At 41.0% G+C, this 24,243-nt stretch carries 21 protein-coding genes; 14 read left to right on the top strand and 7 right to left on the bottom strand.

The annotated features are described in order from the left end of the window. Window positions 1–4 precede the first annotated feature (4 nt). A complete protein-coding gene (locus IL356_RS02975; RefSeq protein WP_121847282.1) occupies window positions 5–739 on the bottom strand; it encodes a tetratricopeptide repeat protein in 735 nt (244 codons plus the stop codon). Next, on the bottom strand, window positions 732–1,286 hold the full coding sequence (locus IL356_RS02970; protein ID WP_121847283.1) for an RNA polymerase sigma factor: 555 nt from the start codon (window positions 1,284–1,286) through the stop codon (window positions 732–734). Before IL356_RS02970 ends, IL356_RS02975 begins: the two co-directional genes overlap by 8 nt. Before the next feature lie 117 nt (window positions 1,287–1,403). On the opposite strand from IL356_RS02970, the gene IL356_RS02965 reads away from it, so the two are divergent. The 10 genes from IL356_RS02965 to IL356_RS02920 all read left to right on the top strand — a co-directional run bounded on the left by IL356_RS02965 (window position 1,404) and on the right by IL356_RS02920 (window position 14,344). After that, window positions 1,404–3,494, top strand: a complete 2,091-nt coding sequence (locus tag IL356_RS02965; RefSeq protein WP_121847284.1) for a hypothetical protein — start codon at window positions 1,404–1,406, stop codon at window positions 3,492–3,494. Between the two features lie 27 nt (window positions 3,495–3,521). Next, entirely contained in the window at window positions 3,522–3,875 is a 354-nt protein-coding gene (locus tag IL356_RS02960) for a hypothetical protein (protein WP_162987781.1), read from the top strand. A gap of 13 nt (window positions 3,876–3,888) precedes the next feature. Continuing rightward, window positions 3,889–4,500, top strand: coding sequence for a hypothetical protein (locus tag IL356_RS02955; RefSeq protein WP_162987782.1), 612 nt, complete (start codon window positions 3,889–3,891; stop codon window positions 4,498–4,500). Window positions 4,501–4,529: 29 nt separating this feature from the next. Beyond that, window positions 4,530–4,895, top strand: coding sequence for a DUF4870 domain-containing protein (locus tag IL356_RS02950; protein ID WP_121847287.1), 366 nt, complete (start codon window positions 4,530–4,532; stop codon window positions 4,893–4,895). A gap of 289 nt (window positions 4,896–5,184) precedes the next feature. Continuing rightward, window positions 5,185–5,424, top strand: coding sequence for a hypothetical protein (locus tag IL356_RS02945; RefSeq protein WP_121847288.1), 240 nt, complete (start codon window positions 5,185–5,187; stop codon window positions 5,422–5,424). 41 nt (window positions 5,425–5,465) lie between these two features. Further along, the gene (locus tag IL356_RS02940; RefSeq protein ID WP_162987783.1) at window positions 5,466–5,951 is read left to right on the top strand and encodes a T9SS type A sorting domain-containing protein; all 486 of its coding nucleotides are present in this window, start codon (window positions 5,466–5,468) and stop codon (window positions 5,949–5,951) included. Between the two features lie 5 nt (window positions 5,952–5,956). Further along, window positions 5,957–8,677, top strand: a complete 2,721-nt coding sequence (locus IL356_RS02935; protein WP_121847290.1) for a tail fiber domain-containing protein — start codon at window positions 5,957–5,959, stop codon at window positions 8,675–8,677. A 275-nt stretch (window positions 8,678–8,952) separates the two neighbouring features. Continuing rightward, a complete protein-coding gene (locus tag IL356_RS02930) occupies window positions 8,953–9,939 on the top strand; it encodes a ribonucleotide-diphosphate reductase subunit beta (RefSeq protein WP_121847291.1) in 987 nt (328 codons plus the stop codon). Between the two features lie 127 nt (window positions 9,940–10,066). Continuing rightward, complete coding sequence (locus IL356_RS02925; protein WP_121847292.1) at window positions 10,067–12,550, top strand: ribonucleoside-diphosphate reductase subunit alpha; 2,484 nt, start codon at window positions 10,067–10,069, stop codon at window positions 12,548–12,550. A 426-nt stretch (window positions 12,551–12,976) separates the two neighbouring features. Next, window positions 12,977–14,344: a TrpB-like pyridoxal phosphate-dependent enzyme gene (locus IL356_RS02920; protein ID WP_121847293.1), complete on the top strand. Its 1,368-nt coding sequence runs from the start codon at window positions 12,977–12,979 to the stop codon at window positions 14,342–14,344. Between the two features lie 71 nt (window positions 14,345–14,415). Here the strand turns inward: IL356_RS02920 and IL356_RS02915 are convergent, their stop codons facing one another. From IL356_RS02915 to IL356_RS02895, 5 genes are all read right to left on the bottom strand, one after another. Beyond that, window positions 14,416–15,342 carry a helix-turn-helix domain-containing protein gene (locus IL356_RS02915; protein WP_121847294.1) on the bottom strand — a complete coding sequence of 309 codons (927 nt, stop codon included), beginning with the start codon at window positions 15,340–15,342 and terminating at the stop codon, window positions 14,416–14,418. A 24-nt stretch (window positions 15,343–15,366) separates the two neighbouring features. Further along, complete coding sequence (locus IL356_RS02910; protein WP_121850557.1) at window positions 15,367–16,479, bottom strand: MBL fold metallo-hydrolase; 1,113 nt, start codon at window positions 16,477–16,479, stop codon at window positions 15,367–15,369. A 261-nt stretch (window positions 16,480–16,740) separates the two neighbouring features. After that, a complete protein-coding gene (locus tag IL356_RS02905) occupies window positions 16,741–17,661 on the bottom strand; it encodes a hydroxypyruvate isomerase family protein (protein WP_121847295.1) in 921 nt (306 codons plus the stop codon). 105 nt (window positions 17,662–17,766) lie between these two features. Further along, the gene (locus tag IL356_RS02900) at window positions 17,767–18,414 is read right to left on the bottom strand and encodes a gluconate 2-dehydrogenase subunit 3 family protein (RefSeq protein ID WP_121847296.1); all 648 of its coding nucleotides are present in this window, start codon (window positions 18,412–18,414) and stop codon (window positions 17,767–17,769) included. After that, window positions 18,414–20,123: a GMC oxidoreductase gene (locus tag IL356_RS02895; protein WP_121847297.1), complete on the bottom strand. Its 1,710-nt coding sequence runs from the start codon at window positions 20,121–20,123 to the stop codon at window positions 18,414–18,416. The genes IL356_RS02900 and IL356_RS02895 overlap by 1 nt, the downstream gene beginning before the upstream one ends. A 140-nt stretch (window positions 20,124–20,263) precedes the next feature. Between IL356_RS02895 and IL356_RS02890 the strand changes: the two genes are divergently transcribed. The 4 genes from IL356_RS02890 (at window position 20,264) to IL356_RS02875 (ending at window position 24,166) form a co-directional block, all read left to right on the top strand. Then, window positions 20,264–21,259: a sugar phosphate isomerase/epimerase family protein gene (locus IL356_RS02890; RefSeq protein WP_121847298.1), complete on the top strand. Its 996-nt coding sequence runs from the start codon at window positions 20,264–20,266 to the stop codon at window positions 21,257–21,259. 29 nt (window positions 21,260–21,288) lie between these two features. Continuing rightward, window positions 21,289–21,732, top strand: a complete 444-nt coding sequence (locus IL356_RS02885; protein ID WP_121847299.1) for a DinB family protein — start codon at window positions 21,289–21,291, stop codon at window positions 21,730–21,732. A 3-nt stretch (window positions 21,733–21,735) separates the two neighbouring features. Next, window positions 21,736–22,962: a nucleoside permease gene (locus tag IL356_RS02880; protein ID WP_121847300.1), complete on the top strand. Its 1,227-nt coding sequence runs from the start codon at window positions 21,736–21,738 to the stop codon at window positions 22,960–22,962. 64 nt (window positions 22,963–23,026) lie between these two features. Beyond that, window positions 23,027–24,166: a Gfo/Idh/MocA family protein gene (locus tag IL356_RS02875; RefSeq protein ID WP_121847301.1), complete on the top strand. Its 1,140-nt coding sequence runs from the start codon at window positions 23,027–23,029 to the stop codon at window positions 24,164–24,166. Window positions 24,167–24,243 lie beyond the last annotated feature (77 nt).

Genomic DNA, 24,243 nt, shown 5'->3' with positions numbered 1-24,243 from the left:
TGGATTATTCAAGTTCGGCGATTAACTTTTTGGCCGTTTTAGCTTTAAAACCACCCTTCGTAATTAGTTCTTTTAAAAGCAACTTGCTTTTCGCGGTTTCGTTCAAACGTAGATAGCACAATGCCAAATACCACTGGGCACGGTCTTTCAGTTCTCCGTTCGTTGAAATATAATTTGAGAATAAATCGGCGGCCTCTTCATGTTTCTCAAGTTTCATTAACGAAATGGCTTCGTAGAAATTTAGGTAGGTGTCATTGCTTTTGTCATGTAATTCTTTAAAAAGCATCAGGGCCTTTTCGTAGTCTTGATTTTCATAGGCAATGAAAGCCTGGGTTCTTAGGTCTTCTAACTGTTGGCCGCGTTCAATGGGGTGAACCACATTTTCATAAGGGGCAAAATAGTCTTGATATAATTCGTCATGGTTTCTGCTCCCATTGTTGAAAATGACCAACCATGAACTAATACCGACTAATAACGCAACGGATGCGGCCATTAGCCAAGGTCGCATTTTTATGGTCTTTGATTCTTTGGTCGAAAGAGGGTTTTCATCCGATAATTCAGAAAAAAGTGACTTCAGTTCTTGTCGTTCTTCTTTTTTAAGAGACAATTTCAATTCCTTTTCAAAATCGAACTGTTCGGCAAATTCCTTGTTGGATGAATACAATTGTTCCAATTCCGAAAGTTCTTCCGGGGTGAGCGAATTTTCAAAATAACGGTTGATCAGTTCTTCCTTATCCATCTTTACGCTGAATTAAGTCTTTCAAAGATTTGAGGCACCTTGATTTCTGACTTTTTACGACATTTTTATTTTCATATCCCTGCACGGCCATGATTTCTTCAATCTTGAGCCCTTGTAAATAAAACAGTTCTAGAATCCGCCTACATTTTTCACCTAGCTTTTTAAAATTGGCGACTAGCCACTTTTGCCTATCATTGGGCCCTTCATCTTCTAAAATTTCCTGCATGACTGACTTTTCTCTTTGATCAAAAACATAGTCGTCGTCTACATTAATTTCTTTAGAATCCCTGAATTTTTTAAAAAGCATAAACTTACCGATACTGAACAAGTATGTTTTCAAACTGCTTTTAATCGTGTCAAGTTTTCCGTTCTGTGCGTTTTCATAAAGTGCAATCAGTGCATCTTGAAAAATATCTTCGAGCGTACTCTGGTCAGTTTCGTAGCGATTGGCAAACTTAAAGAACTCCCTTCTATAGTCATTATATACTTCCTTCAAAGCATTCCTGTCCCGATTCTTTAACTGTTTGATTAGTTGCTTATCGCTCATTAGTACCTTGGTATTCAATAGGTAAACATCTTAAATGTAAAAAAATTTATGGGCCAGATGTTTACCTCTTTCAAATTTCGGAACAAAAGAGTGTAAAACCTTTAAAAACATAAGATTATGAAAACGAAAAATGTAATGTATATCTCACTTGTTACGCTATTGATAATGGCTTGTTCTAAAAGTGAACTTGAGAACCAGACCCCAATTGATATGGAGAGTACACCTCAGGAAGAGGAAACGGTAGAACTAATCTCTATTGACAGTTTGATTGGCACCTGGGTAAGAATTGCAAGCAATAACCCTACAAATGACGGCATGTTGATAGAAGTTGATGGCAACAAGGGTACCATAATTGATAAACGCGGAACTGATTTTGAAAATGGTGAGGTGAAATGGAATGAAATTACTCCGTATGATTTTGAAAGTTATAACTATGAAGAGCTTGGTAGCGATAGAAACTATTACAACGCAGTAATCACATTTAAACAAGATGATACTCTGCGTATAAATGTAGGTTCGTCTGGCGCCGGTAATGAACAAAAATGGGTTCGTGAGGGTCAATATAAGCCCGAAGAGCCGGGGGTCAGTGAAAAAACCCAGGTTTTGGCATGCGATATAACCGAAACAACTACTTTAGTAAATGGCCCAGCTGAAATTGATTACCTAGTAGAATGTGTGGTAGATATTACCGCTGCTCTTACCATTGAACCGGGCGTGGTTATCGCCTTTAAAGAAAATGCAGGTTTAGGGGTCTATGATGAAGGAATTATAACGGCGGTAGGTAGAGATACCAACCCGATTACCTTTACAGGCACAAGCCATATTCAGGGTTGGTGGCGTGGAGTACATATTGAAACCCGCTCCGTTAACAATAAGTTAGAATACATTAACATTGAAGATGCCGCTTCCAATTACGTTTACTGCTGCAATCAAGCGGCCAGTATATTTCTGAAAGGGGCAAAAGTGTCTTTAAAAAACCTTCAACTTTCAAACGGGGGCGGTTCGGGTATTTATATAAATTCTAGTACGGTACTAGACGCATATAGTAATATAAGAATTGAAGGTCATCTAGATTATCCCGTAAAGTTGGCTCCAGAATCCGTAGGGTATTTAGATAGTACGGGTTCCGATTACAGTGGCAATACAAATGATTTTGTTTTTATAGAAAATGGAGATTTAAAGACAAATACCATATGGCAAAAACTAAATGTTCCTTATTTAATTGAGAATGGTGTTTTAGATGTGACTGCTGGCCTGACCATTGAACCGGGAGTAGAAATTGCCTTTGAAGAAGGTAGTGGTATTGGGGTTTACGATAGTGGGTGGTTAAAAGTAAGTGGACTGGATAACAACCCAGTAATTATGAGAGGTTTGTCTTCGGTACGTGGGTCTTGGAGGGGCCTTCATTTAGAAACGTACAGTGAGAATAATCAAATCAATTACTTAAACATTTCCGATGCTGGTGGTGATTATGTTTACTGCTGCAATGAAAAAGCCTCCATTCTATTAAAGTCAGGCAATGCCAGTTTTACGAATACCAACATAAGCAATGGAAAAGGCTTTGGTATTGTTGCCCTACAAAATTTCACTTTTGATGCTTTTCATGCCAATACAATAACCACTCATTCAGAGGCTCCGGTCAAAATTAGCTCGAAGTTTTTAAATGATTTCGATGGTGAAAACTCCTCTTATACAGGTAACGATAAGGATTACGTGTTGTTGGTTTCTGATGGAATTACTGAAACTACCACGGTCAGGGCTCTAGATGTACCGTATAGAATAGAATCTAACAAAGTGCTTGACATTACCGCTCCATTGAACATTTTGGCCGGTACCGTCTTCGAATTCGAGAGTAACGCAGGGCTCGGGGTTTATGATAATGGTTATTTAAATGCCACAGGCACCTCCGAAAAAAAGATTCTTTTTATGGGGCTAGACGATTCAGCAGGAACTTGGCGGGGTATTCATGTAGAGACCAACAGTTCGAATAACCGATTGATATATAATGAAGTAAGTGGCGCAGGATCCAACTATGTGTATTGCTGTAGTGATAAAACTGCCGTTTACCTCAAATCAGGAAAACTCAGGGTTGAAAACAGCCTCATTGAAAAGAGTGGAGGTTGTGGTATCTCAGTCAGAGCTGGTGCTGATCTTACTCAGAATAATATAGCCTTTAATGAAAATACAGAGGGAAATATCTGTGAATAAAACAGCACAAATCTTAAATGAAATAATATGAAAACGCTACTAATTAAAAACCAACTACTGGTTGCATGTGTATTAATGAGCCTTGTCTTTTTATTTTCTTGTGATAAAGACAGCCCACTGAACCCTGCAGGTGCCTGTTTCGGTGGCAATTGGTCACTTCAATATGCCGATGAGCTGGAGACATGGTCGAATGCCGCCCAAGCATATGCCGATGACCCAACACCATCCAATTGTGCCAATTATAAAAGCGCAGCTAAAGATTATTATGATGCGCTGAACGATGTTTATGATTGCGTTCCTACCGCTAGTAGACAAGAAATCGATCAAGCTATTAAAGAGGCCAAGGCTGAAATTGATGCGCAAGATTGTAATCAGCAATAAAAAAGCTAAGAAAATGAGACAAATAGCAATACCGCTTATACTGGCCATTTTGAGCATTTCATGTATGGGTGAGGCCAAAGAAAAACTACAGAAGGCCAAAACAGGCTTTTCGAATGCCACATCAATAGTTAAAGATGTGAGTAGTATGGAATCTAAAATAGAAGAACTAAAAGAGGCCACACCTTTGACCCATGAGCAACTAAAGAGTTGGTTGCCGCATGAACTGGATGATATGAAAAGAACGGCCTTTAAAACGGGGCAAGCAGGTATGTACAAGGTCAATTCTGTAGAAGGTGTTTATAAGAACGAAGATAATGGTCGAGAGGTCAAGATTACCATTGTTGATGGTGCTGGACCTACAGGAAGTATGATGGCAGCAGGATATGGAATGTTGGGCAATCTTGATATGGAGGAGGAAGATGAACAAAAGCACCGGAAAGTTGTTGAGGTTGGAGGTGTTAAGGCCCAGCAGACCCACTATAAAAAAAGGAATAATACTCAACTGATGTTCTCGTACAGAAATCGATTTCTGGCAACTTTTTTTGGTAATGAAATAGGCCCGGAGGAATCTTGGAAGCTAGTGAAACAATTAAAACTAGAAGCTTTAGTAGAACTGGCAGAGTAAAAAATTTGAAATAATATAAATGATAAAAAATGGAAACAATAGAAACAGAATTCAACGAAGAAAAAGCAAGTGATAGGGTGAATGAAGATGCCAAAAGAATAGCAATTATAAGTTACATCACTGTAATCGGTCTAGTGATAGCCTTTGTAATGAACAATGAGAAAAAGCATTCTTATGCTCATTACCACATACGACAGTCCATCGGTCTTTGCCTTACCGGATTTGCCTTGGCCATTGTCGGTGTCATACCTATTATCGGGTGGCTTATCAACATTGTCGGCATATTTTTTCTTTTTTATATGTGGGTTATTGCCTTGGTGAATGCCATAAGCGGTAAAGAAAACCCCGCTCCTCTCTTAGGGAGGAAATATGAAGAATGGTTCAAGACCATTTAAGATAGTGGTTTAAAAAAACCTAAGGCGCTCATTAAATGAGCGCCTTTTTCTTTTGTTGTGGAAGGTGGCGATGCATAAAGGGCGAAAAATGTAATCCCTACAAGAAGTACGCCCAGCTATACAAATTTACTTCGCTAATTGCCAACTTAGACTAACTTAATGTCGATATAAAAATCTTATAATCAGCATTATAAGTAAGTACTACCTCTTTGCTTTTTATAAGGTGTCCAATGGCATCCTTTGATGTGCAAAGAATTTTTTGTCTAACAATAACTTTAAAACCAACTATATGAAAACTTCGTTAGTTCTAATGCTCGCTATTTTTTTGAATACGGCATTCATTTTTGCCGAGCCCGTTTTAGCCTTTGTTCAAACTTTCAATCCTGTAGTACTTTTTATTCTTGAAGGTATTTTGATTTTGGGGTACAGCATCAACAGATTTTTAGGAGACTTTTCAAAAGCGGTAGAGATAAGCTTTGATTCTATTGAATTGTTCGTCTATAAAAAGAAAAGGTCTCACCGACGTTAACCTATATCGATTTTCGCCATTAAAGATAAAACATGATAAAGATGAAAGCACTTATTACATGCATGGCTCTTACTGTTTCAGTATTTCACTTCATATGTGCCCAGTCTATAGAAAGAAGTGTCATAGGCAGCGCGGGAGAACTTCTTTCGTTTGGCGGTCAAAGTCTTAATTACACCCTGGGCGAAAGCGTTGTAGGCTATATAGCTGGCCCCACGTCTATCGACCAAGGTTTTTGGGTCGGTAAGGGTATTTTGGTTATTCCCCTTCCAGTCGAAAATGAAGAAAATATACAGATACGTGTATATCCAAATCCGGTAATCGATCATATAACAATCTATACTGGAGAAGAAGAAATTCTTGCCATGCAGGTTTTTGGGGTTAACGCGCAAAGGGTACTACATCAATCTGTAGAGAGTCGGCAAGTAGAACAAAAGCTTGATTTGAGTCACCTTTCAAAGGGGGTCTATATACTTCAATTATTGGTAAAGGGTAAAAGTTTAAAGGAATACAAAATTATAAAGAACTGAAGATTATGAAAAAGAATTACTTCTTGTGGTTGGTGGCCATTTTTCTTTTTGTTTCAATGAAATCGTATGGCCAAGAGATTCAAAAAAATTACATCAATTATCAAGGTATTGCTAGAGGTGCAGATGGTAATCTTTTGGAAGAAGAAAATATTGAGATTGGAATCGCCCTTCGTTTCGGTAGTTCGGCGGCAACGGTGGTTTATGAAGAGGCACACCAATTAGAGACCGATGCTAACGGGGTCTTTAATCTTCAAATTGGAGATGGAAACCTAATTAATGGAAGTTACGCCAGTCTACCTTGGGGCAATGCGGCCTTTATGACAGTGTCGATGAACGGAGTAGAGGTAGGTACAACCGAACTGATGGCTGTGCCCTATGCCATTGCTTCGGGTGACAAGCAATGGGTGGTCAATGGTTCTGATATTGAAAACAAGAACGAAGGGGAGGTTGCCATTCAGAATAATTTGCGGGTCAAAGGAGGGTTTAACCTGAGCACCGGTAATCAAGTAAACGAGATTTCAGATAATGGAACTCTTTCAGAGAACAGCAATGGTATACTGCCAACACAAAGAGCGGTAAAGACCTATGTAGACAATCGATTCTTTGCCGGTGGGGGAGTTGAACAGAATGCGGGTGAAGTACCCTATGACAACACAGTATCTGGATTGACCGCTGTTAATGCTCAAGATGCGATAGATGAATTGGCTTCGGCAGGGGGAGGAGCCGATGCGGATGCAGACCCAACAAATGAACTACAGAATTTAACTCTTACCGGTACGAACTTAGAGATATCAGACGGTACCGGTGTTGACCTTTCAGGAATCATTCCTCCAGGAGGAACCGATGACCAAACGGCAGCAGAGGTTCCTTTCAACAATACAGGTACGGGTCTGGTGGCTACCGATACGCAATCGGCCTTGGAAGAGCTTGCTGCGGGGGGCTTGGTAGACACCGATAATCAAGATTTATCGCTTTCAGGAACTGTTTTGAATATTACAGACGGTACCGGCGTTGACCTTTCAGGGATTATCCCTCCAGGGGGAACCGATGACCAAACAGCAGCAGAGGTTCCTTTCAACAATACAGGTACGGGTTTGGCGGCAACTGATGCGCAGGCGGCTTTGGAAGAACTGGCAGCGGGAGGTCTGGTAGATACCGATGATCAAGGTTTGATTTTGATTGGTGATGTACTGAGCATCGAAGATGGTGCTGGTTCAGTTGATTTAAGTAATTACATAGATGTTACCGGAGAAAGCGGACTGCTAGTGGGAGATGGCGCTAATATTTCCGGTTTGGAAGGAACTGCTGATGGCCAGGTGGCCAAGTGGAATGCTGCTTTGGGCCAGTGGATTGCTGGAACCGATGAAATTAGTGGAGGAGGTAGTTCTCTTTGGGAAGAAAATGGCAGTGATATTTATTTTGATAGCGGAAGTGTTGGTGTCGGAAATAGTGCTCCAGGAGTAGAGAGTGGAGCAAGTACTTATTTAACGGTTGCTACCGGTACTAGCCCTGGAGATAACGCCTTGGCTTCCGTCGAAATACAGGGCGGGCAAGGTTCTACCAACCAACCCATAGGAAGGCTAGATTTTATTTCTAATTCTTCCCCAGGAAATTCTGCTATAACAAGAATTGAGACCAAAACGGCCGGCGGCGCTCAGTTTAGGGGTGATTTAGGCTTTTTTACCAAAGATGGCGCCGCATACGGAAGTAGCACCTTGCAGGAAAGATTGACTATAAAATATAATGGTAATATAGGTGTCGGGGTTACGAACCCAACAGAAAAACTAGATGTTGATGGTACCATCAAGTCAAGAGATTTGGCGGGTGCTGGTCAAAGAAACGTGGTAGCCGACGCCAATGGAAATCTTGTAATCGGGGGTTCGGGTGCAGGCAGTTCTTTGTGGTCTGTGAACGGTACTAATATTCACTTTAATACCGGAAATGTAGGTATCGGTACAGCGACGCCAAGTTCGCCAATTGAAATAGTATCCATTAATGATAGTCCCATCTTAATTGAATCAACGCGCGCTGATGGCAATGGTTGGATCCGCTTTAACAAGCCATCCGGTAGAATCGGATATGTAGGCATGTATAGTAATAACGGGGTAAATGATATTGAAATGGGTACTACGGGAAATAATACCTCCGGTAGGTTGCACCTAACCTCAAGAGGTAATCCAAGACTTACTGTAGATGATAACAATGTTGGTGTAGGTACAACTTCACCTTCTGCCAAACTACATATTAATCAAGGTGGACAAGCAGTTGGTACAGGCCTGCGGTTTAGTGACGGAATCAATGATGACTGGGATATAACCCATGGTTTTGGATTAAGGTTTCATTATGGAGGAGTTTTGCGTGGGTTTATAAATGCAAACAATGGAGCTTACGTTCAAAGTTCTGATAAACGTTTAAAATCAGAAATTGAACCTTTAGAGAACGTTTTGGGCAAAGTCAAAGAATTAAGGCCCAGTACCTATTATTACAAATCCGATATCAATAGAAATAGAACTATAGGTCTTATAGCACAAGAAGTACAGGGTCTTTTTCCTGAACTCGTATCTTCTAACAATGAAGATGGCATGCTGGGGTTAGACTATAGTGTCTTTGCGGTTATTGCGATTAAGGCCATTCAAGAACAGCAAACCTTAATTGAGACTCAATCCGAACGTATAATGGCCTTAGAGGCAAGACTCGTAAGATTAGAAAAAAATCTGTCAAAATAGGGTTAGTTGAGTTTAGTTGCTTATAAACCAAAAAGTATGTTTTCAATATACTTTTTGGTTTAATTTTTTATTCGACTTTTATCTAGTGAACCCCCGTATTCTCTAAGGGCAATGTATATCACCTGTCAAGGTACATTTCAACAATTTGTGTTAAAAACTTTATAAGAGAAATAGCCGCCAGCGCCCTTGAAAGCAGCGGTTTTTTTTCATCTTTGTTAACCCATCACGAGGGAAACCGTTCATCCCATCACACAATTTTTTTAAAAAATTTAAATATGTCCACCGCTGTAGAGCCTATTCTGGAAGAAAATGACGACCGCTTTGTAATCTTTCCTATTCAACATCATGATCTTTGGGAATGGTACAAAAAATGTGAGGCCTGTTTTTGGACAGCGGAAGAAATCGATCTTCATGAAGATTTGAACGACTGGAACAATAAGTTAAATGAAGATGAACATTATTTCATTAAACATATCTTGGCGTTTTTTGCTGCCTCAGATGGTATAGTGAACGAAAATTTGGCCGAAAACTTCGTAAGCGAGGTGCAGTATCCCGAAGCCAAATTTTTCTACGGCTTTCAGATTATGATGGAGAATATTCATTCTGAAACGTATTCACTCTTAATCGATACTTATGTAAAGGATGAGAAAGAAAAGAATGTGTTGTTCAAGGCCATTGAAAACTTTCCCGCTATCAAGAAAAAAGCCGATTGGGCGTTGAACTGGATAGAGTCTCCAAGCTTTGCAGAGCGCTTAATAGCTTTTGCTGCCGTTGAAGGTATTTTCTTTTCTGGGGCTTTTTGCTCTATTTTCTGGTTGAAAAAGAGAGGCTTGATGCCAGGTCTTACCTTTTCGAACGAATTGATTTCAAGAGATGAGGGTATGCACTGTGATTTTGCCGTACATCTTCATAACAAGCACCTGATCAATAAGGTTCCTAAAGAGCGAATTACTCAGATTCTAACGAATGCTTTGACCATAGAAAGAGAGTTTATTACCGAATCTTTGCCAGTGAGCTTAATCGGTATGAACGCAAAATTGATGACTCAATATTTAGAATTTGTTACCGATAGGTTGTTGGTCGAACTGGGTTGCGATAAGGTGTATAATGTCACCAACCCTTTTGATTTTATGGATATGATTTCCCTACAGGGAAAGACCAACTTCTTTGAAAAAAGGGTTTCAGAGTACCAGAAGGCAGGTGTTCTTAACAAAGACAAAGACGAAGATTCTCAAAAAATCAGCTTCGACGCAGATTTTTAGACCCATTATAAAATTATTGCATGCGCCCCTTTGAGAAAAGGGGTTTTTGCGCCCGAAATATAAATTGTTAAAAAATTTAACAGAAAAAGACCCATTAATTTAGTTTCATCTTTAAAAAGTAGCCAAAATGTACGTAGTTAAAAGAGACGGAAGAAAAGAAATGGTCATGTTCGATAAGATCACGGCCAGAGTTAGAAAATTGTGTTATGGCCTTAACAGCCTTGTCGACCCCTTGAAGGTCGCGATGCGGGTAATCGAAGGTCTGTATGATGGTGTAACCACTTCTGAATTAGATAATTTAGCGGCTGAGATCGCTGCTACGATGACTACGACGCACCCTGATTATGCCAAATTGGCTGCGAGAATCTCTGTGTCTAACTTGCATAAGAATACCAAGAAATCTTTCTCGGCTACCATGAAAGATTTGTACGAGTATGTCAATCCGCGTACGAATAGAAAGGCACCGTTACTTTCCGATGAGGTGTACAATGTTATTTCAGAGCATAGCGACAGACTAGATTCAACGATTATTTACAACCGAGATTTTGGCTACGACTATTTTGGTTTTAAGACTTTAGAAAGATCGTACCTGTTAAAGATAAACGGTAAAATCGCCGAACGCCCTCAACATATGTTGATGAGGGTTTCTGTGGGTATTCACCTGAACGATATTGAAGCGGCCATCGAGACCTATGAGTTGATGTCTAAAAAATACTTCACCCATGCTACGCCCACTTTGTTCAATTCAGGAACGCCAAAACCACAAATGTCTTCCTGTTTTTTATTGGCAATGCAAGATGACAGTATCGATGGCATCTACGACACATTAAAGCAAACAGCTAAAATTAGCCAATCTGCCGGGGGCATCGGTCTCTCTATACACAATATTAGAGCTACGGGTTCTTATATAGCCGGCACAAACGGTACTTCGAACGGTATTGTGCCCATGCTAAAAGTTTTCAACGATACCGCCCGTTACGTGGATCAGGGTGGTGGAAAAAGAAAAGGAAGCTTTGCTATTTATATGGAGCCTTGGCATGCTGATATCTATGATTTTCTTGATTTGAAGAAAAATCATGGTAAGGAAGAAATGAGGGCTAGAGACCTTTTTTATGCAATGTGGATTTCCGACCTGTTCATGAAAAGGGTAGAGGCCAATGAAGAGTGGACGTTGATGTGCCCCAATGAATGCCCCGGTCTTTTTACTACACACAGTGAAGAATTCGAAGCGCTTTATACCCAATATGAGAAAGAGGGCAAAGGGCGTAAAACGGTGAAGGCCCGTGATTTGTGGGAAAAGATTCTTGAGTCTCAAATTGAGACCGGTACCCCTTACATGTTGTACAAAGATGCGGCCAACCGAAAAAGCAATCAGAAGAATTTAGGTACCATTCGTTCTTCCAACCTATGTACAGAAATTTTAGAATATACAGCGCCGGATGAGGTAGCCGTATGCAACTTGGCTTCCATAGCCTTACCTATGTTCGTTAAGAACGGTGCCTTTGATCATAAAGAACTGTTTAAAGTAACCAAAAGGGTGACCAGGAACTTGAACAGGGTAATCGATAGAAATTATTATCCGGTTCCGGAGGCTAAAAACTCGAACATGCGTCATCGTCCTGTAGGGCTTGGGGTTCAAGGTTTGGCCGATACCTTTATTATGCTCCGTTTGCCTTTTACAAGCGATGAAGCCAAAAATTTGAACCAAGAAATATTTGAAACGCTATACTATGCGTCGGTTACTGCTTCTATGGAGTTGGCAAAAGAAGAGGGCACGTACTCTTCATACGAAGGGTCGCCCATTTCCCAGGGTGAGTTTCAGCACAATCTATGGGGTATAAAAGACGAAGAACTATCCGGAAGATGGGATTGGGCAAAACTTAGAAAAGACGTTCAGAAGAACGGTGTTCGTAACTCTTTGTTGGTGGCACCGATGCCTACCGCTTCCACATCTCAAATTTTAGGAAACAATGAGTGCTTCGAACCATATACCTCGAATATTTATACCAGAAGGGTACTTTCTGGTGAGTTTATCGTAGTCAACAAGCACCTTCTTGAAGACCTTGTTGAGTTGGGCTTATGGAATGAGAACATGAAGCAAGAGCTAATGCGTGCCAACGGATCGATTCAGCATATTGAGACCATTCCTCAAGAAATAAGAGATCTTTATAAAACAGTATGGGAGCTGAGCATGAAAGATATCATTGATATGAGCCGTCAAAGAGGTTATTTCATTGATCAAAGCCAATCATTGAACCTGTTCATGGAAAATGCCAACTATGCTAAGCTTACATCAATGCATTTTTATGCGTGGAAAAGCGGATTGAAAACAGGTATGTACTACCTGCGTACAAAAGCTGCGGTAGATGCCATTAAATTTACTTTGGATAATAGTAAGAAGAAAGCCGCTCCGGTCAGTGTAGCGGCCGCAGCAGAAGCAGAAGCGGTGGCTCCATCGGCGGAGGCAGCCGTTGCAATGGAAGTCAAATCAACACCTGAGCCTCAGCAAGAAGTTGATGTACAACCTTTGACACCTGAAGAAATGAGAGAAATGATAGCTAGGGCTAAAGAAGGGCAGGCCGATGACGACTGCTTAATGTGTGGTTCTTGATTAACAAACTGTAAAAGCATTCAAACCCTAGATTAAGTTCTAGGGTTTTTTTGTGCATTATGCTCTTGTTTTTATCTGGTAAGGGGGAAGGTGTATGAGTTATTCCTATTTTTCAATATACGGTCGCGCTATGGCAGAAAAGAGATATGCCAATATATAAATGATCAGTATTGTTACGTATTTATCCATCGCCCCGAATTGTATCGTATATACGTGACAAATATACCTAAAGGATGATGTCAAGTATCTTAAAATGAACATTTTGACATAATTTTAGCACAATGTGACGCTGTTCGCTCTTGCTCAATCATTTATTTAGATTTTTTTCACAAAAAACTTCTCTTTTTTAATCCAATAACTAAGAACTTGCTGTCATCCGATGCAGTTGTTTTATATCTTTAAAGAGATACATCAATTCTGCACTTCATGAAGACAAGAAAATTCACCCTTTCCGAAAACGAAATACCCGAAAATTGGTACAATATTGTGGCAGATATGCCCAATAAACCATTGCCTCCTTTGCATCCCGGAACATTGCAGCCGATTGGTCCCGATGCATTGGCCCCACTTTTTCCAATGGCGCTGATCGAACAAGAGGTAAGCACCGAAAAATGGATTACCATTCCCGATGAAGTAAGAAATATTTATTCCCTATGGAGACCAACACCTCTGTATCGGGCGTATGGTTTAGAAAAAGCGCTGGATACCCCTGCCAAGATTTATTACAAGTACGAAGGTGTAAGCCCTTCAGGCTCGCATAAACCGAACACGGCCGTTCCGCAAGCCTACTATAACAAGTTAGAAGGTGTAAAACGCATTACCACCGAGACGGGTGCTGGGCAATGGGGAAGCGCTCTTAGTTTTGCCTGCCAGCACTTCAATATTGAGTGCGATGTCTATATGGTTAAGCTATCATATCATCACAAGCCCTATAGAAAATCAATGATGAATGCTTGGGGAGCCAATGTGTTTGCATCGCCGACCGACTTGACCGAGGCGGGTAGAAAAATCTTGGCAGAGAATCCTGATAGTCCGGGTTCACTGGGTATCGCCATTAGTGAAGCGGTAGAGATGGCCGCACAACGCGATGATACCAAATATGCCTTGGGAAGTGTTCTTAATCATGTGAAACTGCACCAAACCGTAATAGGCCAGGAAGCCATCAAACAAATGGAAAAGGCTGGCGATATGCCAGATATAGTGGTGGCCCCATTTGGAGGAGGGTCTAATTTCGCCGGATTGGCTTTTCCATTTTTACGGCTGAATCTAGAGGAGGGCAAAAAGATTCGCTGCATCGCTAGCGAACCCACGTCATGCCCTAAATTGACCAGAGGTGTGTTTCGTTATGATTTTGGTGATACAGGAGGGATGACACCCTTGCTGCCCATGTATACATTGGGTCATGATTTCGTTCCGGCACCGATCCATGCAGGTGGATTAAGATATCATGGCGCGGGGGTCATTGTAAGCCAATTGCTAAAGGATAATTTAATCGAGGCTGTGGCCCATGATAATATAGAAGTTTTTGAAGCCGGTGTTCTTTTTGCAAGAACAGAAGGTATTATACCTGCACCTGAAGCCACTCACGGTATTGCCACAGTAGTGGCAGAGGCCAAAAAATGTAAAGAAGAAGGGGTTTCTAAAACCATTCTCTTTAATCTGTGCGGTCATGGTAATTTTGATATGAAGGCTTATGATGATTATTTTGAGGGAAAGATTGTTCGTCACGAACTTTCCCAAGAAGAAATAAATGCTTCTATTGCCCGATTGAATACGCCCGAGATTCCGGCATAATTAAAAAATCAATGGTCTACGACCTTAACCAATGCTGTTGAGGTCGTTGCTTTTTGATTCCTGCTTAGATACTAGTTGACACTAAACTTCTCCCTATACTCTTTTGGGCTTATCCCTTCTTTCTTTTTAAAGATACGAGAGAAATATTGAGGATATTCAAACCCAAGTTTATAAGCGGTTTCTGAAATGCTCATGTTCGGTGATAAAAGCAGGTTCTTTGCCCGATCCACCAAAAAGAGGTTGATTTGGTCAATGGCTGTTTTTCCGGTCTCCGCCTTAATCGTATCGCTCATGTACCGATGGCTTACCCCTAATTGCTCGGCCAGAAATTCTACGGATGGAATGCCCTTTTTCTCAAAATGATTATCATCGTAGTAAGTCTCAAGAATATAGGTGAAACGGCTAAATAGAGCCTTATTAATATCTTCTCGGTTTAAAAACTGTCTTTTGTAAAACCGGTCGGCATACTTTAAAAGTGTATCTAAATGCGACAGAATTATTTCTTTACTGAATTCGTCTTGATTATTATGGTACTCTAACTGAATGCTCTTGAAAATTGATTTCATCAATTCCTCCTCCTTGGGTGAAAGATGAAGCGCTTCGTTTACATAGTAATTGAAATAATTGTACTGCTTAATTTTGTCTAAGAGTACGCTACCGTTCAAATAGTCTTTATGAAATGCAATGTGATAACTTTCTGAACTTGCCACCAAATCTTTATAAGTAATAGTTTGTTCCGGGGCGGTGAACAGTAAAGTGCCTTTACTACAATCGTATTTGGTGCGGCCGTAGATGAGTTCGCCAGAAATGATATTTTTAAGTCCGATGGTATAAAAGTTGGCTGTTATACTTACGGGTTCTTCCAGTGGGGCGGTGTCGCAGTTGACCGTTTCGTTTGAGAACACTCTGTGCGCAATACTAAATAGCGGGTTTTCTGGTTCTGGTAGGCCAAAATGATTGTGAAACCCAGAAATACTATTAAAGGTATGATGAGTCATATTCTTAATTGAGACGACCTAAAGTTACCGATTCGCTGTTTGCCACCAAGTATTTAAGATAGGCTGGTTTTGAGGGACAACGGTTGGCACCCCAATTTGCGGTGTTATGATGGATACATTCAATTCTTTAGCCTTTTTGACTGCCCTTTCTACAGGGTCTACCCAAGAGTGTTGTGCCAACTTAAAAGCACCCCAATGAATGGGCATAATCGTTTTGGCATTAATATCTAGGCCTACTTGGGCCGTTTGCTCGGGAAACATATGTATTTCTGACCAAAGCTCGTTGTATTGCCCACATTCAATCATTGCAAAATCAAAACCGCCAAATTTTTCGCCGATGGTTTTAAAATGCGGTCCGTAGCCGCTATCGCCGCTAAAGAAGATTTTCTCGCCTTTGGCTTGAATTACCCAAGAACTCCAAAGGGTTTTATCTCTATCGGAAAAACCTCTTCCAGAGAAGTGTTGTGCAGGAGTACTGGTGAAGGTGAATTCTTGGGTCGTAACCTCTTGCCACCAATCCAGCTCGGTAATATTATCTTCGGTAACGCCCCATTTCTTTAGATGGTTGCCTACGCCCAATGGGGTATAAAAGTGCCCCACCTTATCTTTCAATTTTCTGATGGACCCATAATCGAGATGGTCATAATGGTCGTGTGAAAGTATGACCACATCTATTTTAGGGAGTTTTTCTATGGCTATAGGAAGTCCATCGCTAAATCTTTTAGTACCTAGCAAAGGATGTGGAGAAGGAACATCACCGAACATAGGGTCTAACAATATATTCTTGCCGTTCATCTGTAATAAAAAGGCGGAGTGACCAAACCAAATGAATCGAGTTTCACCCTTGTAGTTGACAATAGCGCTAGAGTCTATTGGTTTTACAGGAAGCGGTTTTGCCGGCAGGGCATTGGGTATCTTTTTGAACATGCCGCCTATCGCTTTGGCCATATCGCCCGCACTCATATCGGTCTTTACATTGCCCAAGTTGAAAAACTTGCCCTCTTTATAGTTCGCAGATTTGGCATATTTTGCCAATTGCGCTTCAGTAGGTTTACCGCCGAATTCAGGGCTCAAATTCATAAAGAGAACACCGATTAATACTATTATACCCACGAGTATGCCTAAGATTGCCAACATTCTTTTTATTATTTTAAAAATTCTTTTCATCCAATTAAAAACGGGTCAACTAAGAGTTAGAAATGGTTGAATTTTTCTCTCATAACTCTACTTTTTGCCGATGGAATATTTATCCCAACTAAAAACACAAAATTAATGGAATGCCCTCTCTTCAGGTTTAAACAAAATCACATAATACGTATACATTTTGGTAATACTTGAAATCAAATAAAAAGAGCGACCTAGAAAGGGTCGCTCTTATATAACATATGTAAATAATAGTTACATAAAACTATCTACTTCTTTGTAGGCATCGATAACGGCTTGTTCACCTGCTTTTCCAGATTTTGAGTTGCCATGTTCCATACCTAGAACACCATCGAATCCCTTTTCGTGAATCCACTTGAAGACATTTTTATAGTTAATTTCTCCTGTGGTGGGTTCTTTTCGCCCTGGGTTATCACCGATTTGAATGTAGGCGATTTCATCCCAAGTTAAATCCATGTTGTGAATCAAATGACCTTCGGTCTTTTGAAGATGGTATATGTCATATAGTATTTTGCACGAAGGGCTATCGACGCCTTTACAAATCATATAGGTCTGATCCGAGTTTTGTAAATAGAGGTCGGGAGAATCGCTTAAGGGTTCTAAGACCATCACTAGGCCATGAGGTTCTAATATTTCAGCACCGCGTTTAAGGGCCTCTATGACATTGCCATCCTGTACGCCAATAGGTAATCTTCTTTCGTACCCACCAGGCACCACGGTCATCCATTTAGCATTGACCCTTTTGGCCACTTCTACGGCTCTTTTACAACCATCTAAGAAAATATCGAGATGTTCTTGTTTGCCAGCGGCCAAAGTGTTGGCCATGTTGCCGCCTTTATCAACAACAAAAACGCCCATGGTCATACCTCTTTTGGCCAAGGTTTCGCCCATTTTGGTCTGCATGGCCACATCTCTGCCCATCATTCCGTTGTCTTCAAACGCGGTAAAGCCTTGGTCGGCCATAAAATTGATTTGATCGATGATGTCTTCCCCGGCCAGTTCCTTAAACATACCCAAGTGAGGGGCATATTTAAGATTGAATTTATGAGGGGCGGCATTTTCGACGAGGCTATTGCTAGCGTATGCCAACGAGCTTCCCATGGTAAGTGCGCTTCCCGTCAATGCTGTTTTTTGAATAAAATTTCTTCTTTTCATTTAAGTATAAGTTTGGTTCTCTTGTTGAATTAAGTTGTTGTTAAAAAGGGTCAAGGATATTGATTGCAACACCCTTGACCCTTGTGATATCTATCTAATTAAAATTTATAAAGACCATGCCTTGCCGCCGGTCAATTCCTGTACATCTCCACAGGCAATGTATTCCCCGGGTACCGGTAGATAAGCCATTAACTGCTCGCCTACATATTCGGAAGTTTTATAGGCCATAATAGTAAGCCCCCTTAAATTATTGGCAAAGGCAAATCTGGAAATGCCATCATCTAACAAAGGTTCCTTTCCTTCGGCAATGGCCTCATGGTATTGCTGAATGGCCTTAAAATTTTGAGCTTCATCGGCCTTCGTAACTTTGAGGGCTTCCGCAAGTACCGGCTCTAATTCTTCAGCTGTCAACTCACCTGCCTTTTCTTTTCCAGAGTCGGCAAGCGCTTTTTCCATAAACCGGCCCATCGACATTTTTATGAAATTTTGCTGCTTCTCGTCCATCACCTCTACCGCAAAACGGTCAATAAATAGATGAACTTGGTTTTCAGAGGCAGAAGGGGTATCGGTTTTAGGCAAAATGATATCTACCAATTTGGTAAGTACCGCACCTTCATCTTTTGCAAAGAAATCAGGAGTCCATTCGAAAACTGTCTCTTGTTTACAGCTTTGTACGATACTGATCAATGTAGGAGTGGCAACGGTATAACCGAGTGCCAAACCCATATTTTTGAGTGCTTTTCTCCTATCCATTATATATTTCCTTTTTTAAGTTCTTTAACCGCATGGTCTACCGCTCTAGCAGTAAAGGCCATGTAGGTCAATGATGGGTTGACACAACTTGCAGAAGTCATGAAAGAACCATCGGTTACATAAACATTGGGTACATCGTGAATCTGGTTGTTACCGTTCAGAACAGATGTTTTTTTGCTTCTTCCCATTCGGGCCGTTCCCATTTCGTGAATTCCAAGACCTAGAGCGCCAGGGTTGTCATAAGCCTCGACATCTCTCATGCCCGCTGCTTCTAACATATCTACGGCTGATTGCTTCATGTCTTCACGCATTTTCCATTCGTTTTCTTTGAATTCGGCATCAAAGGTGACTGTAGGTAAGCCCCATTGGTCAAGCTTTTCGTAGTCAAGCGTAAACCTGTTATCCTCATAAGGTAGAACTTCGCCAAAACCGGTCATTCCAAACGACCAGCCACCTGGTTTTAAGATAGCATCTTTTAAGTCGGCACCATAAGAAAGCTCTGCTACTGTATCTTCCCAATTACCTCTAGAGGCACCACCTTGATAGCCAAAGCCACGTTTGTATTCGCGATTTGAATCACCTCCTAAGTTTCTGAACCTAGGAATGTAAAAGCCACTTGGTTTTCTTCCTTTATAATATTTGTTTTCAAAACCGTCAAAATTTCCACGTGCACCTACACCTAAATGGTGGTCCATAATATTTCTACCCAATTGGTCGGAGTCATTACCCAATCCGTTAGGAAAGCGATCCGACTTCGATTGCATCAAAATAGAGGTAGAGGCGATTGCCGATGCACAAAGGAATATGACTTTGGCCTTGAACTCGTAATGCTCTTTGGTAACCCTATCGATTATTTTTACTCCAGTGGCACGCTTCGTATCCGGGTCGTAAATTACTTCGTGAACTATAGAATCTGGCCTTAGCGTTAAATTACCAGTGGCCTCGGCCGCAGGCAGCGTTGATGAAAGGCTGCTGAAATAGGCGCCAAAAGGACACCCTCTGATACAGCGGTTTCTAAATTGACATTTGGTTCTTCCTTCAAAAGCCTTGTCGCCTGTTATGTGCGCGGTTCTACCAGGGGTAACGACACGACCGCCGAATTTGTCGGCTACCTGCTCACGAAAATGTTGCTCAACACAGTTCAGCTCCATCGGAGGCAAAAAGTTACTGTCAGGAAGTTGCTCAAGGTTCAACGCCTCACCACTTACTCCGATAAAATCTTCGACCTTGGCGTACCAAGGCGCGATATCTTTATATCGCACGGGCCAATCGATTGAAACTCCTTCTCTGGCATTGGCTCCGAAATCAATATCACTCCAACGATAGCTTTGTCTACCCCATTGAAGAGAACGACCACCTACATGGTAACCACGCATCCAGTCGAAACGCTTGGTCTCGTTATATGGGTGTTCTAAATCGTTTACGAACCACATGTGGCTGGCCTGGCTTGTAGTATAGCCAGTTCTGTGCTGTTTCGGCTGTTGTTCGATAATCTCTTTGGTGGCGACACCGCCATTGGGGAAATCCCAGGGGTCTTTATTGGCGGTCTCATAATCTTCAACGTGTTTTACCATTCTCCCACGTTCTAGAACCAACGTTTTGAGTCCGCTCTCGCAAAGTTCTTTTGCGGCCCAGCCTCCACTGATTCCAGTACCTACTACAATGGCATCGTAAGATTCTTGCTCTTCGTTGTAATAAAATTTGCTCATTTACGAAATTGTTTAGTCCCTAAATTTATTAAATATTAAATTAATTTTCTACATTTATTCGCTGTATACCTTAATAGTTTCGCATATTCGATGGCGAACAAGCTCCAAATCCTTCAAATACAATTATCTAATCCTAACAAATGAAAAGACGTAAGTTTATCTTAAACAGCTCAAGGGCTGGTGCAGCACTTTCTATCATGGGCATTTATGCTTGTAAAGAAACCAAGAAAAAAGAAGAGGGCACCGAAGAAGCCATTACTACCGAGAATGAGGCGGCTGCACCGTTTTTTAAACTGTCATTGGCACAATGGTCAATACATAAAATGATTCGTGAAGACAAGGTGGATCCGTACACATTTGCCGAAAAGGCTAAGAACTGGGGCTTTACCGGTTTAGAATACGTGAGCCAATTGTATAATCCTGAACTTGAAGAAGCAGGATATTCAGAAGAGGCCATGGCGGCTTTCGTTGAAAAATCGAATGCAGAGGCAGAAAAATACGGGCTCGAGAACGTACTTATCATGATAGATGGGCAAGGTAATTTGGCCGTGAGCGATGAGAATGAGCGAAACGAGACCATAGAAAAACATAAAAAATGGGTCGATGCTGCTGCTGCGATGGGCTGCCATGCGGTTAGGGTAAACTTGAACGGTAGTAATGACCCAGATGAGTGGATTCAGAACTCAGTAGATGGTCTTACCAAATTGAGCACTTATGCAAAAACAAAAAACATCAATGTTCTGGTCGAAAACCATGGTGGACTATCATCTAATGGAGCACTGCATGCCGAGGTGATGAAAAAGGTGGATATGGACAATTGTGGAACGCTGCCTGATTTTGGCAATTTCTGTATCAAGCGCAAAGAAGGCACTTGGGATTGTGAAGAGATGTACGACATTTATAAAGGTGTTGAAGAATTAATGCCATATGCAAAGGCCGTAAGCGCAAAATCACATAACTTTGATGAAGACGGCAATGAGACCGAAATAGATTATGCCAAGATGTTGAAAATTGTAAAAGATCATGGCTATACAGGTTTTATCGGTGTTGAATATGAAGGCAGCGAACTAGATGAAGAGGCAGGTATCTTGGCTACCAAAGAGCTGCTTTTAGAGGCTGCCAAAAAATTAGGTTAAAAAGCAGAAAACCAATCGACCATACCTAAGTGAAATCATTTTTTAACCAGCTTTTCGATTACAATTACTTTTGTAACAAGAAGTTAATTGAATATTGCGATACTCTAGATACAGTACCGGAGAAGAGTATCGGTCTATTCAGTCATGTGCTTAACGCCCACCATATTTGGAACGCAAGATTGCGCCAAGAGAAAAGTCTGTATACCGTTTTTCAAGTGCACGAAATTTCGAATTGGAGCGAAATTCACTATGAGAACCAACGTGCATCTTTCGATATAACCTCTGAAACAGAGAATTTCGAAAAGCGAATTGACTATGAGAATTCAGAAGGCAGGTTGTTCACCAATACCATTCAAGACGTTCTTTTTCACATTATAAATCATTCGGCACATCATAGAGGGCAGATAGCCATGGATTTTAGGCAGAACGGAATCGAGCCCTTGGTATCTGATTATATTTTTTACAAACGATAATTGATGGGTACGAAAATTCGAGTTCAACTTTCGGTAATGATGTTTCTTGAATTTTTCGTTTGGGGCAGTTGGTTCGTTACCCTAGGTATTTATTTGCCCAACACATTGGGCTCTAATGGCGGTGAGATTGCTATGGCCTATTCGACACAATCGTGGGGCGCTATACTTTCACCGTTTATTATAGGTTTGATAGCCGATAGGTTTTTTAATGCTGAGCGAATTCTGGGCTTTCTACACTTATTGGGCGCCGTTTTAATGTACTTGCTTTACCAGGCCACTGATTTTGGAAGTTTTTTTCCCTACTTATTGGCCTACATGGTTATGTATATGTCAACCTTGGCTTTGGTCAATTCGGTATCGTTCGGGCAAATGAAAGACCCGGCGAAAGAGTTTTCTTTCGTTCGTGTATTCGGTACTGCCGGATGGATAGTCGCAGGTATTCTGATCAGTATTCTAAATTGGGATTCACAAACTGGTATTTCAGAGGGGCTTTTGAGAAATACATTTTTAATGGCTTCTATTTCATCCGCCATCTTGGGTGTTTTTAGTTTTACATTGCCTAAAACACCACCGAAGGCGAACAAATCGGAAAAAGTCTCCGTGACACAAATGTTGGGGTTGGATGCACTTTCGTTATTAAAAGATAGAAACTTTCTTGTTTTCTTTTTGGCATCGGTTCTTATATGCATACCCTTGGCTTTTTATTACCAGCATGCCGGTCAGTTTTTAGGGGAGATAGGTGTTTCGAATCCTGCGGGTAAAATGACGGTAGGCCAAGTATCGGAAGTCTTGTTTTTACTGCTGTTACCCTATTTCTTCAAACGATTTGGCTTCAAGATGACCATAATGGTCGCTATGCTTGCCTGGGCATTGCGGTACATGTTTTTTGCTATCGCAAGCGGAGGGGAGGAAACCTATATTCTTTTATTAGGCATTGCCCTGCACGGTATTTGTTATGATTTCTTCTTTGTTTCTGGCCAAATTTACACTGATAGTAAAGCTGGGGCAGCCTACAAAAGTGCTGCGCAAGGTCTCATTACCCTGGCCACTTATGGTTGTGGAATGCTTATTGGTTTTTGGGTAGCCGGAAAGATAACCGATTTCTTTATTCTTGAGGAAACCGGTCACGATTGGCAAACCATTTGGACCTACCCTGCGGCATTCGCTTTCTTGGTCATGGTTTTGTTTCTTTTGCTGTTCAAAAATGAAAAAATAGCCTATAAATCGTAGCTATTTTAGTAAATTGTTACCCTTAATTCAAAATTCACTTTTCAATTATTTAAATAGGATTACAATGCCAAAGAAAATCAGATTAGGAATACTTGGAGGCGGCGGTGATTCCCTTATCGGGGTTTTACACCGTGTAGCTTCTCACATAAATGACAACTACCAAATTGTAGGGGCAGTTTTTAACCCCGACTTTGAACAGAATATGGCCTTTGCCAAAGAAATTGATGTTCCTACCGACCGTATCTACAAAGATTTTGATACGATGGTGGAAGAAGAATTGAAATTGCCTGAGGATGAGAGAATACAGGTCTGTTCGGTTCTTACGCCCAATTTCTTGCATTTTCCTATGGCTAAAAAATTGTTGGACAATGGTTTTCATGTGATTTGCGAGAAGCCGATGACTACCACGCTAGAAGAAGCGAAAGTCTTGCAAGAGGCGCATCAAAAATCAGGGGCAGTTTTTGCTTTGACCCATACCTATACTGGCTACCCAATGGTTCGTCAGATGAGAGAAATGATAAAGGCGGGTGCTTTGGGTAAAATACACAAGGTAGATGCTCGCTATTACCAAGGTTGGATCAATCCAATCATTCATGACAAAGAAAAAAGATCTAGTGTATGGCGACTTGACCCTAAGAAAGCTGGTATCAGTTCTTGTATGGGCGACATAGGGGTTCACGCCTTCAACTTAGTAGAATACACTACTGGTCTAGAGGTTAAATCGTTATTATGCGATTTCAACTACTTGTATGAAGACAATCAAATGGATGTTGATGGTACTGTTCTTATTAGAATGGGAGACCATGTAAAAGGTGTGATCAGAGGTAGTCAAGTTGCAACCGGAGAAGAGAATGGCCTTGCCATTGCCATTTATGGTGAAAAGGCATCTTTTAGATGGGAGCAAGAGAAGCCAAATTTCCTTTACATGATGAGCGATACCGAGCCTACCAAGATATATAAGCCAGGGCATGCCTATAATAGTGAGTTTTCGCTAGACGGCACTAAGTTGCCGGCAGGTCACCCAGAAGGTATCTTTGATTCGATGGCCAATATCTACTTAGGTGTGGCACGTGCCATTCGTGGGGAAGAGCAAAACAATGGTGGTTACCCAACCATGAAAGATGGTGTTAGGGGTATGAACTTCATTGAGGCTACCGTAGAATCGAATAAAAATGGCAATACTTGGGTAGAACTTGAGAACTAGTTTTTACTCTTAAAAATTTGAAATTTGTAAATCCCTGAAACCGAAAGGTTTTGGGGATTTTTTCTTGGCACACTCCT

It is taken from the genome of Euzebyella marina, from assembly GCF_014855515.1.
GTDB lineage: Bacteria > Bacteroidota > Bacteroidia > Flavobacteriales > Flavobacteriaceae > Euzebyella > Euzebyella marina.
This window is presented reverse-complemented; position numbering and strand designations above follow the sequence as displayed.